Source organism: Flavobacterium flevense, assembly GCF_900142775.1.
GTDB lineage: Bacteria > Bacteroidota > Bacteroidia > Flavobacteriales > Flavobacteriaceae > Flavobacterium > Flavobacterium flevense.
Genome location: NZ_FRCC01000009.1, coordinates 162,689 through 178,109, shown reverse-complemented (window position 1 = coordinate 178,109; position 15,421 = coordinate 162,689). Strand labels below are relative to the sequence as shown.

General features: G+C 35.9%; 10 protein-coding genes. All 10 read right to left on the bottom strand.

Annotated elements, in window-relative coordinates:
- Nucleotides 1-544: 544 nt before the first annotated feature.
- Nucleotides 545-1,723: an aldose epimerase family protein gene (locus BUB89_RS15020; protein WP_073246450.1), complete on the bottom strand. Its 1,179-nt coding sequence runs from the start codon at nt 1,721-1,723 to the stop codon at nt 545-547.
- 97 nt (nt 1,724-1,820) lie between these two features.
- On the bottom strand, nt 1,821-3,329 hold the full coding sequence (araA, locus tag BUB89_RS15015) for an L-arabinose isomerase (protein WP_073246448.1): 1,509 nt from the start codon (nt 3,327-3,329) through the stop codon (nt 1,821-1,823).
- A 139-nt stretch (nt 3,330-3,468) separates the two neighbouring features.
- Complete coding sequence (locus BUB89_RS15010; protein ID WP_073246446.1) at nt 3,469-4,167, bottom strand: L-ribulose-5-phosphate 4-epimerase; 699 nt, start codon at nt 4,165-4,167, stop codon at nt 3,469-3,471.
- An 84-nt stretch (nt 4,168-4,251) separates the two neighbouring features.
- Nucleotides 4,252-5,922 carry a ribulokinase gene (locus BUB89_RS15005; protein WP_073246444.1) on the bottom strand — a complete coding sequence of 557 codons (1,671 nt, stop codon included), beginning with the start codon at nt 5,920-5,922 and terminating at the stop codon, nt 4,252-4,254.
- 125 nt (nt 5,923-6,047) lie between these two features.
- The gene (locus BUB89_RS15000) at nt 6,048-8,033 is read right to left on the bottom strand and encodes an alpha-L-arabinofuranosidase C-terminal domain-containing protein (protein ID WP_073246442.1); all 1,986 of its coding nucleotides are present in this window, start codon (nt 8,031-8,033) and stop codon (nt 6,048-6,050) included.
- Nucleotides 8,034-8,278: 245 nt separating this feature from the next.
- On the bottom strand, nt 8,279-9,394 hold the full coding sequence (locus BUB89_RS14995; protein WP_083552832.1) for a family 43 glycosylhydrolase: 1,116 nt from the start codon (nt 9,392-9,394) through the stop codon (nt 8,279-8,281).
- A gap of 439 nt (nt 9,395-9,833) precedes the next feature.
- Nucleotides 9,834-10,814: an arabinan endo-1,5-alpha-L-arabinosidase gene (locus BUB89_RS14990; protein ID WP_073246441.1), complete on the bottom strand. Its 981-nt coding sequence runs from the start codon at nt 10,812-10,814 to the stop codon at nt 9,834-9,836.
- 78 nt (nt 10,815-10,892) lie between these two features.
- Nucleotides 10,893-11,882 (bottom strand): glycoside hydrolase family 43 protein, encoded by a 990-nt coding sequence (locus BUB89_RS14985; protein ID WP_073246439.1) that lies wholly within the window; start codon nt 11,880-11,882, stop codon nt 10,893-10,895.
- Nucleotides 11,883-11,891: 9 nt separating this feature from the next.
- A complete protein-coding gene (locus tag BUB89_RS14980; RefSeq protein ID WP_073246438.1) occupies nt 11,892-13,439 on the bottom strand; it encodes an alpha-N-arabinofuranosidase in 1,548 nt (515 codons plus the stop codon).
- 338 nt (nt 13,440-13,777) lie between these two features.
- Nucleotides 13,778-15,394, bottom strand: a complete 1,617-nt coding sequence (locus BUB89_RS14975; protein WP_073246436.1) for an arabinan endo-1,5-alpha-L-arabinosidase — start codon at nt 15,392-15,394, stop codon at nt 13,778-13,780.
- Between the last annotated feature and the right edge of the window lie 27 nt (nt 15,395-15,421).

The following is a 15,421-nucleotide window of genomic DNA, read 5'->3' as shown; positions in this document are numbered from 1 at the left end:
GGTATTTCAAATAACTTGCGCGTTTTGCGGGGTGCAAATGTAACATCTGTTTTTAAATCTCACAAACTTTTTTAAACCTTTTTTAGAAAATAATTTTTCTATTTAATTTAAATGTTTGTCAGTATATCTTAGAACGTCTGCGTTGTTGCGGGTGCAAAAGTAGTCACTCTATACCGTTAAACAATACTTTTCTATCACTTATTTTTGAACTATTTTTTAATACTCTGAAAATCTGATAATTATTTTTTGATGTTTTTACGTTTTGTAGGATTTTTGAGTTTTAATTGAGGGGTTTCGCAGAGGTGCACTAAGAAAACACGGAGATTCGCTAAAGGTTTTTAGATACTATTACACTATATAATACGTAGTAGAGAATTGTAATTTTCCCGAAAACTCCAACTCCCTAGCCCCGATAGTAGCGGCATCCTCTAGTCTCGTCCCTAAGACGAGACTAGAGATATAGCGGATAGCGGGAAATAGCTACTAAAAAAAAAAGCTCGAACCATATAATAGTACGAGCTTTGTAGACTAAACTGTTTCTTGACTACTTAGTAGAAAATTTGAAAGCAGTTTTTGTTTTATAGGTTTCTCCCGGGTTTAAAACCGTTGTAGGGAAATCTTTTTGGTTAGGAGAATCCGGATAATGCTGTGTTTCTAAGCAAAGACCTGTTCTGTGTGCATAGGTTTTTCCATCTCTTGTAGGCAAAGTACCATCTAAGAAGTTTCCTGTGTACAACTGGATTCCAGGTTCATCAGTATATACTTCCATAACTCTTCCGCTGGTTGGCTCATAAACTGAAGCTGCAAAACGGAATCCTTTATCCTGATTGTTCAACACCCAGCAGTGATCATAACCTTTTCCTCTTTTTAACTGTTCGTTGATCACTTCGATATCTTTACCAATTGCTTTTGGTTTTCTGAAATCAAAAGGAGTATTTGCTACATCCTCTAATTTACCTGTTGGAATAAGTGTTTCATCAACCGGAACTAATTTATCAGCGTCTATTGTTACTACATTATCCAAAATTGTTTTTGTAAAATCGCCTGAAAGGTTGAAATAAGAGTGCTGTGTTAAATTCACCACTGTTTTCTTATCCGTAGTTGCTTCATACAACACTTCTAAAGTATTATCAGCCGTTAAAGTATAAGTGACAAAAACAGTCAGGTTACCAGGAAAACCTTCTTCCATGTCCTTGCTAACGTATTTTAATTTTAAAGTTGCATTTTCTCCGCCTTTAACTTCTTCGGCAGTCCAAACTGCTTTGTGAAATCCTGCAGGTCCACCATGCAAACTGTTTGGTCCGTCATTAGCCGCTAATTTATATTCTACTCCATCTAAAGAAAATTTAGCTTTTCCAATACGGTTACCGAATCTTCCGATTAAAGCACCAAAAAACGGATTGTCTTTAGTATATTGTTCGAAATTATCAAATCCAAGCACCACATCTTCTGAAACTCCGGCTTTATTAGGCACTTTTAAAGAAGTAATAATTCCTCCATAAGTCATAATATCCACTTCCATTCCTTTTTGATTTTTCAACTTGTAGCTGTCAATCTTTTCACCTTTGGCGGTAGTACCATACTCTGATTTCTCAATAGTAACACTGTCTTTTTGAACAACATTTTGTTCCTGATTTTCTTTCTTATCCCCTTTACACTGAACAGAAAGTCCTGCTGTAGCAATAACAGCCAATCCAAGAACACAACTTTTTAATAAATTCATAATTTTTTATTTTTATTGGTTAATAGAAAAATCATAAAGCCAAAAGCTAACTTAACTTCTGACTTTATGACTTGGTACATTTATTATTTAAAAAAGATTACAATCCAGTTTGGAATAAATGGTAATAAGCTTCATTAGCATTCAAAGTATCTTTGAAATTACGGATTCTGGTATCGTTATCAATAACCACTAATTCGATTCCAGCAATATCAGCAAAATCTTCCATGAACTCAGTAGTTACCGCCTGGCTATATACTGTATGGTGAGCACCACCAGCAAGAATCCAAGCTGTAGCAGCGATGTCAAGGTTAGGTTTACAATCCCAAAGTACACGAGCTACCGGTAATTTTGGTAAGTCAGCCATAGGTTTTACAGCAGTTACTTCGTTTACAATTAAACGGAAACGAGTTCCCATATCTACCAATGATACATTGATAGCATCTCCGGCAGGCGAATTAAATACCAAACGAACAGGATCTTCTTTTCCTCCAATTCCTAATGGGTGAATTTCACAAGAAGGTTTTCCGTCAGTGATAGAAGGACAGATTTCCAACATGTGAGAACCCAAAACATATGATTTTTCAGGTGTAAAGTGGTATGTGTAATCTTCCATGAAAGAAGTTCCTCCTTCAAGACCGATGTTCATTACTTTCATAACACGAACCATAGCAGCTGTTTTCCAGTCACCTTCTCCACCAAAACCGTAACCATCCGCCATTAAACGTTGCGTTGCGATACCTGGCAATTGTTTTAATTCTCCTAAGTTTTCAAAAGTATCCGTAAAAGCACCAAAACCACCTTCTTCTAAGAACGCTCTTAAACCTAATTCGATTTTAGCAGCATCTAATAACGATTGTCTTTGCTCTCCTCCTACTTGTAATTTTGGAGCTAAATTGTATGATTCTTCATAAACTGCTACTAAAGCATCCACTTGCGCATCAGTAACTAATTTCATTTTGTTAACAATATCAGATGAGTCGTATCCGTTTACAGACATTCCGAAACGAATTTGAGCCTCTACTTTATCTCCACAAGTAACAGCCACTTCACGCATGTTGTCTCCAAAACGCGCCACTTTTAAGTTTTGCATTTCGTCCCAACCTAAAGCTACTCTGGACCAGTTTCCTAATTTTTGCTGAACACGTGCATCTTCCCAGTGACCTACAACTACTTTACGTTTTTTACGCATTCTGGACATGATGTAACCAAACTCTCTGTCTCCGTGAGCTGATTGATTCAGGTTCATAAAATCCATATCAATAGAAGCCCATGGAATTTCAGCATTGTATTGTGTATGTAAGTGACATAATGGTTTTTTAAGGATACTCAAACCGTTAATCCACATTTTAGCCGGAGAAAAAGTGTGCATCCAGGCAATGATACCAATACAGTTTTTGTTTGTATTTGCTTCCAAACAAATATCAGTGATTTCACTAGGTGATTTTGCTACTGATTTATAAATCACTTTTACAGGAACATGAGAAGAAGCATCAATTCCTTTTGCAATTTCCTGAGAATGCACAGCAACCTGCTTTAAAGTTTCTTCACCATATAAATTTTGGCTTCCTACTACGAACCAAATTTCTTTTTTAGAAATATCTATCATTTTTATTTTGTTTATTTATTGTTCTTGTTTTCCTTAAACCTCACCCCACCCCTCTCCAAAGGAGAGGGAGTTGAAATGAAATTCTATTTTCTTTATTCTATTTTCTGCAATCTAAAATCTGCAATCTAAAATCTAAAATTTATTGTCCGTAATACGAATCTTTTCCGTGTTTGCGTTCGTAATGTTTTTTAATCAAAGAATCTTTCAATCTTGGAGCAGCCGGATTAATTTGCAAAGTCAAATAAGCCATTTCAGCACAAACCTCTAATACTTTAGAGTTATAAACTGCTTTAGCTGCATTTTTTCCCCATGCAAATGGACCATGATTTCCTAACAAAACCATTTCCACTTCTTCATAAGAAAGATTTTTTTCTTTGAAACAGTCTAAAATCTGGATTCCCGTGTTATGTTCATAGTTTCCTTCAATAAGGTTATCAGCCATTGGCGCAGCACAAGGAATATCAGCAGTTAAGTGATCCGCATGCGTAGTTCCAAAAATAGGGATATCTCTTTGTGCCTGAGACCATGCTACAGAGTAAGTTGCGTGTGTATGTGCAATTCCTCCAATATTTGGCCAGTGTTTGTACAAATAAGCATGTGTTTTTGTATCCGAAGAAGGACGTTTGTCTCCTTCGATAATATTGTTATCAAAATCAACAATTACGATATCATCTGCTTTTAATTCCTCATAAGGAACTCCACTTGGTTTAATAGCAAAAACGCCGTTTTCTCTGTCTACAGCACTTACATTTCCAAAGGTATACACCACTAATTTTAAATCATTTAGTTGCATATTTGCCTCGTAACACTCTTGTTTTAACGCTTGGTATTTTGACATTTTATTTTTATTTGGTGATACTTTCTTCCTGTTTCTATTTAAAATTTGGTTGTCAGGAACCCGCTTTTATTTTATTGGAAAAAATTATTTTTTTATGCGGGTTTCTACAAATTGAGCTAATTCAGAATACGAATCCATCAATTCCTGATATTTTTCTATTTTATCTGCTTGGGGGAAATATTCGCTTTCAAAGTCACTTCCCATTTTCTTAGCAGCTTCAATCACATTTGGATAAATTCCGGCAGCTACAGCAGCATAAATAGCAGCTCCTAAAGCCGGTGCCTGATCAGAAGCACAAACTTTAATGGGTTTATTCAATACATTTGCCAAAGTCTGCATGATAAATGGTGATTTTCTCGCTACACCCCCAATTCCGATTACACTGTCAATACGAACTCCTTCTTCTTCAAAACGGTCTACAATTTTCTTAGAACCAAAACAGATAGAGTTGATTAAAGCTTTGAAAATATGTGGTGCTTTTGTTCCTAAAGATAGATTAGTCATCGCACTTTTCAATCCTTGATTAGCATCCGGAGTTCTGCGACCATTTACCCAATCAAGGGCAGTTGGAATACTTTCTGACAACGGAATTGCCTCAGCTTGCTCCGTTAAAGTTTTGATGAAATTAGATTCTACTTCTTCTTTTAATTGTGCTTTTTGCTCTTCAGATAATACATTTGAATTGTAAACCAAATTATCTAATGGCCAGGACAAAGTATCTTTAAACCAAGCCAAAACATCTCCAAAAGCAGATTGTCCCGCTTCTAAACCGATGTAACCAGGAATAACTGAACCATCTACTTGTCCGCAAATACCTTTAACGGTTTTGCTTCCCACGTTTTCTTTAGCAGAAACAATAATATCACAAGTTGAAGTTCCCATTACGCGAACTAAAGCGTACTCGTCAATTTTAGCACCAACAGCTCCTGAATGTGCATCAAAAGTTCCAACAGCAATAATTGTATCGGTAGTCAAACCTAATTTAGTTGCCCATTCCTGATTTAAAGTTCCGGCAACAATATCTGAAGTATAAGTTTCGTCGTATAATTTCCCTCTTAGCTGAGCTAAATACGGGTGTAATTTCCCTAAGAATTCCTCTGGTGGTAAACCATTCCAGTCTTCGTGCCACATTGCTTTATGACCTGCTGCACAACGGCTTCTTTTGAATGTTTTTAAATCTTTATTGTCAATTAACAAATAAGTCATTAAATCGCAATGCTCTAACCAGGTGTAAGCTGCATTTCTAACGGCTTCGTCCTCACGAGCAATGTGTAAAATTTTGGCCCAAAACCACTCCGAAGAATAAATTCCTCCTTCGTATTTTGTAAAATCTTCTCCTCCCCAGCTAGCGGCAAGTTCGTTGATTTCATTGGCTTCATTGATAGCAGTGTGATCTTTCCACAAAACCATCATGGCATTTGGGTTTTCAGCAAATTCTACTGTTAAAGCTAGCGGAGTTCCATCTTCAGTAACTGGTACAGGCGAAGAACCTGTTGTATCAATACAGATACTTTTTATCAAAGAAGGATCCACCTTACTTGCTGTTACAATATTTTTAATGGTCGATTCCAATCCTTCAATGTGATCCAAAGGATGTTGACGGAATTGATTGATTGACGGATTACAATATTGTTTGTTTTTCCATCTTTTGTAATGGCAAACATCTGAGGCTAATTCCTGCCCGTTATCGGTATCAATTAATACGGCACGAACTGAATCCGATCCGTAATCTAAACCTATTACATAATTTTTCATCTTCATTATTTAAAATATGGCTACAAATATAGCATAAAATAACATGAAGTGTAACACTCACACTTCATATTATTTTATTAAAATTTGATTTATTTAGTTATAAAAATATTTATCTGAAAAAGATATTATTTCATCTTTAATTTCAACACTACAAAAGAATAAGCCGGTAAAGTTACTGAGGCTTTCTTTCCACTTACTTTATATTCTTTTTCAACAGGCACAATTTTAGTTGGCTCAGCCAATGTATTGTATTCTTCCAGATTCTGACTTGTCAAAAGAGTCATTTTTCCTTTAGACTCAACACCTTTTCCTGATAGATTCACTTCAAGATCCTGCGCTTTAGCTGATGTATTAACCAGTTTTAAAATCAGTTCTTTGGTAGTAACATCTTTTGCAGCAGTTGCATACAGTTCATTTTGCCCTGTCAATGGTTTACCCTCTTTTGTAATTGCTAAAACATCCGTTCCTCTATTATTGGAGTACATTTTTTGGACATAATAATTAGCCGTTCCATACGAATTCAAATTATCAAACCAAATCATATCCGGAGCCCATTGAAAAGCATCTACGTGAGCCATTAAAGGAGCATAAGAGGTTAAATGAACTACATCGGCATTACGCTCCAAACCTGTCATAAAAGCCGATTCAGAAAGTGCCGACAACCAATTATTCTCTTTCAAACCATCTTCTACTCCTTTAGGATGAGCAGCATATTCTCCGGCAAAAATCTTAGGTCCGTTTCGGTCATAATTATCATATCGAGCAGCATTTTCTTTAAACCATTCCGGGTTTTTATAATAATGCTCATCAACAATCTCGGCATTTATTTTCTTCAATTCCTCCCATCCGTACTCAAACATTGCTCCATCCGGCGAAGGTCCTGAACCGGAAACAATAGTCATAGCAGGATATTTTTCTTTTATTGCTTTTGCAAAAACTTTATATCTTTCAATATATTGTGGTCCCCATTGCTCGTTTCCAACACCAATAAACTTAAGATTAAATGGTTTTGGATGTCCCATATCGGCTCTTAATTTTCCCCATTTAGTGGTCACAGCACCATTTGCAAATTCGATTAAATCCAATGCATCCTGAACATAAGGATCTAATTCTTCCATTGGAACCAATTCTCCTGTATTGTACTGACAAGCAATTCCACAGCTTAAAATAGGCAACGGCTCTGCTCCTACATCTTCCGAAAGTTGGAAATATTCGAAAAATCCTAAACCAAAAGACTGAAAATAATCCGGTGCTTGCTTGTTCTTAAACTCCACATTCCATCTGTTAATCATGGTTTCTCTGTCTTCAACAGCTCCAACCGTTTTTTTCCATTGGTATCTGTTTTCCAATGTCCTTCCTTCAACGATACATCCACCAGGGAAACGTATAAATCCTGGTTTTAAATCATATAACCACTGAACGATATCTTTACGCAAACCATTTTTCCTGTTATTCCAGGTTTCTTGCGGAAATAACGAAATCATATCTAAATCAATCGTTCCTGTTCCTTCAAAAGTTATTTTGAGTTGCGCTTTTGCTTCCGTTGCAGTCGCTACAATTTGGGTTGAATAATCTTTCCAGTTTGCTGATGAAGGGACAATAGTTGTTTCTCCCAAAACCTTTTTATCCGCATCAATAAATTGGATAATTATTTTTTTAATGGCATTATCATGATTCGCCGCTTTTAAAGAAAGATTGTATTTTGCATCTTTCTTGATTCCCATTCCCCTAAAACCTTCATTGATAATCTGGTAGCCTTTATCATTATTGATGATAACTCTGCAAAAATCAGGATTATTAGGCTTTTCAGAAGTATGCATAGGCGTTGCCATCCCGGAATCTTTATTGAAAGAATGCGTATTACTATTGGGTTGCAACCATCCCATCAATGGTGCATCAAATCCAAAAGTTCTGTTCTTAACCATTTCTGCATACAAACCTCCATCGGCAGCAAAATTGATATCTTCAAAAAAGACACCATACATTGTTGGCTGGATTTTAGTAATTGATTGGGTCAAATCTACTTCTAAATTCGTTTTTTGGGCTGTTGCCAAAAAACTACTCAGTAATAAACCACAAACAGTACTTTTTGTAATTAAATTTAATTTCATATTTTAATTTTTCTTTTTATTTGTCGGTCAACCAAATTCTTTCGACAAGCTTGATTTTACACTTTTAATTAATATGACTATCTATTTCTTATACGAATCATTGAAAATGGCACACGGATGAAACTGATTTTAACTGATTATCGCAGATTGTGATTTATAAAGAGTTTGAAAAATCCGTTTTTTATCTGTTAAAATCAGCGTCATCTGTGGTCTGTTTTTTTTAGTCCGATTAGTGGACAGGCATTTTAATTAAATTCGAATACTGGTTTACCGTTCTCATCAAATTTTAATTTCATCATTCTCGCATGACGATTAGGATCGTATAACGGGTCTGCAATAATTTCTTTCAACGGTCTTTTATCTGTCGCAGGCACTACTTTTGGATCACCAACCGCTTTTTCGTAATCCCTTGCATGATATATTACTAAGGGCTCTCCGTTTTCATCAACTGTGAAAGAGTTGTGTCCCGGACCATAAATATTTTTTGCTTCATTGGTTTTTAATACTGGATATCGGGATTTTTTCCACGAATTTCTATCTAGTAAATCAGCTTTTTCGTCTGCTTCCATCATACCCATACTGTAACATGCACCTGTAGCACTTGCCGAAAAAGTAATGTAAATTTTTCCTTTGTTTTTAATAACTGCCGGACCTTCATTTACCCAAAAACCGATGCGTTCCCAATCATAATCCGGAGTTGTTAGCATAAATTGAACTGTTTTTAGTTTTACAGGTGATTCCATTTCGGCTAAATACAAATTAGAAGCTGCGAACTGTCCTCCCGTTTTTTCTGCCCAACAGAAATAGCGCTTGCTTTTATGCTCAAATACGGTTCCGTCCAGAGAAAAATCAGTAAAACTTTTTGGATCTGCATCAGCTGCCTGCATTTGTCCCAGCTCAACCCACTTGTCATGTAAAGGATCCTGACCGCTACACTGCAAAACATAAGGTCTTAATTTCCAAATATCGCTTTCTTCGCTTGCTGCAAAATACACGTACCATTTTCCATCTAAATAATGAATTTCCGGAGCCCATACATGACGGCTCATTGGTCCGCTTTTATGTTTTTCCCATACTCTAAAAGTTTCAGCATTTTGAAGTTCATCAATAGATTTTGCACGTCTTAGCTCTATAGCGTCATAGGTGGGTACTGATCCTGTAAAATAGTAATACCCATCTGTATGCTTATAGATAAACGGATCTGCTCTTTGCAACACAATAGGTTTATTAGATAAGGTTTTTGCATTAGTAGTCACTTCATCTTTAGACTTATCGTTTTGCACTTTTTTATCTGTACAGGAAGCGACACTTACCAAAACAATAGCTGATAATGCCAGGTTTTTTAATTTGTTTGTTTGCATGTTATACTTGAATTAAATTAATTTCAGAGATGGATTTTGACATGGTTATCACCAGCTATTCTCAATATCGTTTTCCCATAGTACATTGGAATAAACCAAACTATTAAAAATAATAAGCCGTTTTTTTTATAATCGTTTTAAGTAAAAGAAAGATATAAGTAATGGGAATAAAATAATGTCGTTTTTTTTAACCATATAAGTCATATAAGTTTTTTTTATCTTATTCTAGTATCTCACTTAATAACAAATAAGATCATATAAGGTAGGCGGTGTTTTTAAATGACAATAAATTATTCTTATTACTTAATTTCGAAATTATTAAAAAGCCTTTTTTTGTCACAGAATAGAATGATTAGAAAGATTTTTGATTCAATAACAAATTAATCTATATTAATCTGTGATAAAGAATTCATTAAAACAGGATATTAAATTTTAACTATTACAGACTTGGCCACAAATCGGCATCCCATTTCAACTCTTTGATTTCTAATTTTGGTTTTCCATTATTCTTTTTTTCATAAGCATGAAAAATAATATAATCCTTCCCATCAAAAGTATAGGCACTATTATGTCCCGCTCCGTACCAATTTTCATTTGGTTGTATCAAGATAGTACCACCACCGTCGTTTAAAGATTTACCCTCTTTGTCTAAATAGGGACCGGTAATTACTTTAGATCTCCCCACTACTACTTTATAAGTGCTTTTTTCTCCTTGACAACAAAAATCCCAGGAAAGAAACTGATAATAATAGCCATTCTTTTTGAATATAAAAGGAGCTTCTAAAGCTGCATCTCCCGGATGAGCATCTGCAAATCCAGTACCTCTTTCCCGTTTTGAAATAGTGTACCACTCCTGAGGCTGAGCAATAGACAATAAATCAGCGTTTAATTTTACCATTTTTAATCCTTCCCAAAAAGAACCAAAAGCTAACCATGGTGTATTATTATCATCGAAAGTCAAATTAGGATCTATAGCATTCCATAAATCACGATTAGGAACAGACTGAATTACAATTCCGTGATCTACCCATTTATAAGCAGGATCTCTCGGATCTAAAGTCGTATTAGTTGTAACCCCAATCGCCGAAGTATTTTTTGCGAAAGCGGAAACGGAATAATACAAATAATAAGTATTGTTGTGAAAGGAAATATCCGGTGCCCAAATATGATTTTTAAAATCAGCCGCAACAGCATCAGCCCAAACAGGTTTTTCTTTGAATACAGCAGGTTCAGGGTTCCATTTTTTTAAATCTTTGGAACTAAAAACACTGATTCCGCGTCCGGTACAATACAAATAATAGGTATCTTTTTGTTTGATCATCACCGGGTCGTGAACGGAGATGTCCTGAGCTAATATTGATGTACCAATCAAAACACTTAACAATAAAATTAATGACTGTATTCTTGTGTACAATTTCATATTTTGTTGCTTTAAAATGAAAATTATTAGATTTTACCTAAAAATAGGATTTACTCACTTTCTGTAAGTTTGAAATAACTAGTTTGTTATTCCTTCTGAGGTCATAATCACACGTTTCATAGTACCATCCGGATTGTAATACAAACGGTCTACACAAACTGATCTTCTAAAACTTCCTCCATCTGTAGGAATAGAACCGTTGTGATAAATAAAATACGAGTTACCTTTAAAATCTATGATTGCCTGATGATTTGTATTTGAATTCCCGGCCACTTCGTTTAAAATCCCTTTGTATTCCCAAGGACCAGTAATTGATTTACTCATAGCATAGGCGATTTTTTCAGGAAATTGGTAGGCATAAGACAAATAATACCAGTCCTTACGCTTGTGAATCCAGGGTGCTTCGGTAAAATTAGGTAAATCTATCGTTTGCATTGGGCCGTCCATTTCAATCATGTTTTCTTTTAATTTCACATAATTACAAACGGTATTTCCCCAAAAAAGATACGCCTGACCGTCATCATCTACAATCACCGTTGGGTCAATATCATCCCAACTGATATTCGTTTTGGTAGTCATATCATTAGTAATTAATGCTTTTCCTAAAGCATCTTTAAAAGGACCGGTAGGGCTATCCGAAACTGCAATTCCTATCGATTTTCCATGAATTGTTCCGTGAGAAACCGTTACATACCAGTAGAATTTTCCGTTTCTTTCAATAACTTGTCCAGCCCAGGCATCTCCTTTTGCCCAAGCAAAATCGGTAGGTTTTAAAGGCACTGCATGTTCTTGCCAATTGACCATATCCGAAGAAGAATACACCAGCCATTCGTTCATTCGATACGAATTCACCTCTTTTGGCGGTGTATCATGTCCCGCATACAGATACACTTTGTCTTTATAAACTATAGCAGCCGGATCAGCAGTATATTTATCAGTAATAATAGGATTATTCATTTTCAGCGAAGGCTGATTTACGGTAGCAGTTGTTTCTTTTACAGCAGTTGTTTTACAAGAAACAACTGCTGATAAAAGACTCACACTAAATAATAAAGTGGTGATTTTCATGGTACTATTTTATTTTCCTTCTAGTACTACAACAGAAAATGCCGGAATACTTACTTCTAATTTTCCTTTAGCATTTTTAAACCCTTTGAATTCTTTAGGCTCAATTGCATTAGGTTTATCAAATGAGTTATAGTCTTGTAATTTTTTAGACGTCAAAATTGTAGCTGTAACATTTTTTAATCCTAATTCAGCCAAATCGATTTCGATTTTGTTTTCTTTCTTAGCATCAATATTTACTAATGAAATATGTACCAATCCGCTTTTATCTTTTGAAGCCGAAGCCGAGATTGCAGGAAGTGTTTTACCTTCAAAAGTATATTCCGGAGATTTGAAATCGATAGGCAATAATTCAGCATCCTGATGTACACGGTACATTTTCATGATATGGTAAGTAGGAGTCAAAATCATTTTAGCCTTATCAGTCAAAATTACCGCTTGCAATACATTTACACATTGTGCTAAGTTAGCCATACGTACTCTGTCAGCATGATTGTTAAAGATATTCAAAGTTGAACCTGCTAAAACAGCATCTCTCATGGTATTTTGTTGGTATAAAAAGCCAGGGTTAGTTCCTTGTTGTACTTCATACCAGGCTCCCCATTCGTCCACCATCATAGCTACTTTTTTCTCAGGATCGTATTTGTCCATAATAGCAGCATGTTTAGTAACATATTCTTCCATTTTTAAAGCGGAAGTCATTGTTTTGAAATAACCATCCTCATTAAAATCAACAGCATCTCCTTTTTTAGACCAGTTGATTACTGCATAATGATGCACTCCAACTCCGCCCAACATATTTAATGGAATGTTTTTCATCAAAACTTCTGTCCAATTATAATCACTTCCATTTGCTCCAGAAGCAATGCGTGTTAATCCACCAGTATTTTCCCAATCGGACATGAACGTTGCAAATTTTCTATATTCACCGGCATAATATTCCGGAGTCATATTTCCTCCACAACCCCAGGCTTCGTTACCAATACCCCAAAATTTCACTTTCCAAGGTTCCGTTCTTCCGTTTGCTTTACGCAAATCACTCATTGGACTTTTACCTGAAAAATTAGTGTATTGAACCCAATCAGCTAGTTCCTGAACGGTTCCGCTTCCTACATTTCCTGATAAATAAGGCTGAGCTCCCAATTCCTCACATAAATTCAAAAAGTCGTGTGTCCCAAAACTATTATCCTCAGTTACTCCACCCCACCAGGTGTTTACAATTGTGGGTCTTTTTTCTTGTGGACCTACACCATCTTTCCAGTGATAGGTATCCGCAAAACAACCTCCCGGCCATCTTAAATTTGGAATTTTTAATTCTTTTAAAGCCGCAATAATATCATTCCTAACCCCTCTTGTATTAGGGATTTTAGAAGTGTCGCCTACAAAAAAACCTCCGTAGATACATCTCCCCAAATGTTCTGCAAAGTGACCATAAATATTTTTATCAATAACAACAGGTTTCTCCGCTTTTTTAATACTAAGAATTGTGGTTTCTTTTTGTGAAAAAGCAAGTTGATTACAAAAAGTAAAAATCAACAATAACAACAGATTTTTTTTCATTCTGATTACATTTTTTATTGGTTATAAGTGTACGTTTAACATTTGTAAATATAGGTAAAATAAAAAGATAAAAGCAAGCTATAAATACACTCAGATTATATTTTAACAAAAACCCTCTCTAATAGGTAAAAGTCAGGATAAACACATCTTATTTCAAAAATAAAAAAAACAGCCACGAATACACGAAACAACACCAATTGAGACGTCATTAATTACACGAATTTTCCAAAAGCAGATAAAAAATTGGTGTAATTGCTTTGTCTATTCGCTATTGCTCGGCTCGTGGCTAAAAATAAAACTCATGCGTTTGTCCTGATTAAAGGGTCATTTATTTCAATTTATTTTTTCTTACCCCAAACAGGTCTTCCATCAGCTGTTAGTCCGGAATAACTCAGCGTTACTTTTCGGGTTGAAGCTTCCCAATCCCAGGCATCACTAACTTTACATTTTATACCATTTACAATTAAGGTCTTGTTTCCACTATCATAAGACCAGGTTCCTGTTAGGGCTCCACTTACTTTTTTATCGGCAGTTAAATTGATGGTAACTGATTTTTGAATCGTTTTGTATTGGTAATTCATGGTAATCTGTTCCCATTGACCTACAAAAGAAGCTTCGGTAATAGTGGTTTTAGGTACTCCGGCATAGCGTTCAGCATCCACTACAGGCCAGCCATCTTCAGTCCACTGAATAGCACGAACATGTCCCATCATAACGGCATTAGAGGCATTAATTCCCGGAACACCTTCAGGCAAACGAGCCTGAGAAGCATAAAACCACTCCTTAGTATCTGGATTTTGAAATACGGAACAATGAGAAAAACCTACCCATCCAGTGTGATTATTGAAGGAATACGGATGTGTAAGCATAGGCCAGCAATCGGCTCCATTAGTAATATTAGCACCGTTAATACCTAAAAAGGGTCCGGTTATACTTCTGGAACGTGCCACACGGGTATTGTAAGCAACCGAAAGTTCGTCATAAGCTAAAAACAGATAATAATATTGTGTATCCGGATTATAGATTATTTCAGGCCCTTCAGAAGCTTGCCAACGGCTGGTAGGATGACGCGAAGCAATCCGGGTTCCGTAATCGCTCAGGGTTTTTAACTGATCCGGTTTTCCGGTAGTAGGATTGAGTTTCAAAGCTGCAATTCCAGAATGCCAGGAACCATAAATTAAATAATGTTCGCCTTCCGGAGTAATGGTAAAAGTAGGGTCGATCGCATTGAATTTGAAATATGCATCTTCCCAATTTCTTGCTCCCGTATAAGAATACGGTTTTAAACCATCCGGTTCAGAGCAAACAACCATTCCTTTATCCACCCATACATTCGATGCTAAATCATCGGATTCAGCTAGTCCAATAAAAGCTCTTTCTGACCATGAAGTGTCAAAACTTGTTCCTGTAATAGGTTCATCTACTACAATACTGTAATACATTCGGTATTTATTGCCTACTTTTTTTACAAAAGGAGCCCAATATCCATATCTTGGATTAGCTATAGGCGGTAAAGCAGGAACCATTCTGGCTCTTTTATTGTTCAAAGAATCTTTTACCCAGGCCGGAGCTAGCGCCATAGCTGTCCCCATAAATTCCCAAGTGATCAAATCTTTAGAACGTCGGTAAGGGAAATGTCCATGTCCATCATGTGCATTACCATAAGAAGCATCCGTTTGATACATATAATAATACTCTCCAGATTTTTCAACAGTGGGATCATGAACGTTAGCTAAATTCCATTGTGATCTGCTACTCCACGAAGCAATCGAGGTATAATTATCCGCATATTTAGGTCCATTAAATGTAGGGGTAACCACTGGTGGTACAACTACAATTGGAGGAACTGTTTCTTCAGTTGTAGGATCGTCTTTGGAACAACTTACTGCAGCAAGTACAAACAAAAGAAAGCCAACAAAAGACGCTTTTTTTAAAATGGATTTTGAATTTTTCATCTTTTATTCAGATATAAAACTCATGTG

Coding starts and splice junctions, on each gene's coding strand:
- BUB89_RS14985 (WP_073246439.1), bottom strand. CDS start 11,882: ATGAAAATCACCACTTTATTATTTAGTGTGAGTCTTTTATCAGCAGTT.
- BUB89_RS15020 (WP_073246450.1), bottom strand. CDS start 1,723: ATGAATTTATTAAAAAGTTGTGTTCTTGGATTGGCTGTTATTGCTACA.
- BUB89_RS15000 (WP_073246442.1), bottom strand. CDS start 8,033: ATGAAATTAAATTTAATTACAAAAAGTACTGTTTGTGGTTTATTACTG.
- BUB89_RS15005 (WP_073246444.1), bottom strand. CDS start 5,922: ATGAAAAATTATGTAATAGGTTTAGATTACGGATCGGATTCAGTTCGT.
- BUB89_RS14990 (WP_073246441.1), bottom strand. CDS start 10,814: ATGAAATTGTACACAAGAATACAGTCATTAATTTTATTGTTAAGTGTT.
- BUB89_RS14975 (WP_073246436.1), bottom strand. CDS start 15,394: ATGAAAAATTCAAAATCCATTTTAAAAAAAGCGTCTTTTGTTGGCTTT.
- BUB89_RS15010 (WP_073246446.1), bottom strand. CDS start 4,167: ATGTCAAAATACCAAGCGTTAAAACAAGAGTGTTACGAGGCAAATATG.
- araA (WP_073246448.1), bottom strand. CDS start 3,329: ATGATAGATATTTCTAAAAAAGAAATTTGGTTCGTAGTAGGAAGCCAA.
- BUB89_RS14995 (WP_083552832.1), bottom strand. CDS start 9,394: ATGCAAACAAACAAATTAAAAAACCTGGCATTATCAGCTATTGTTTTG.
- BUB89_RS14980 (WP_073246438.1), bottom strand. CDS start 13,439: ATGAAAAAAAATCTGTTGTTATTGTTGATTTTTACTTTTTGTAATCAA.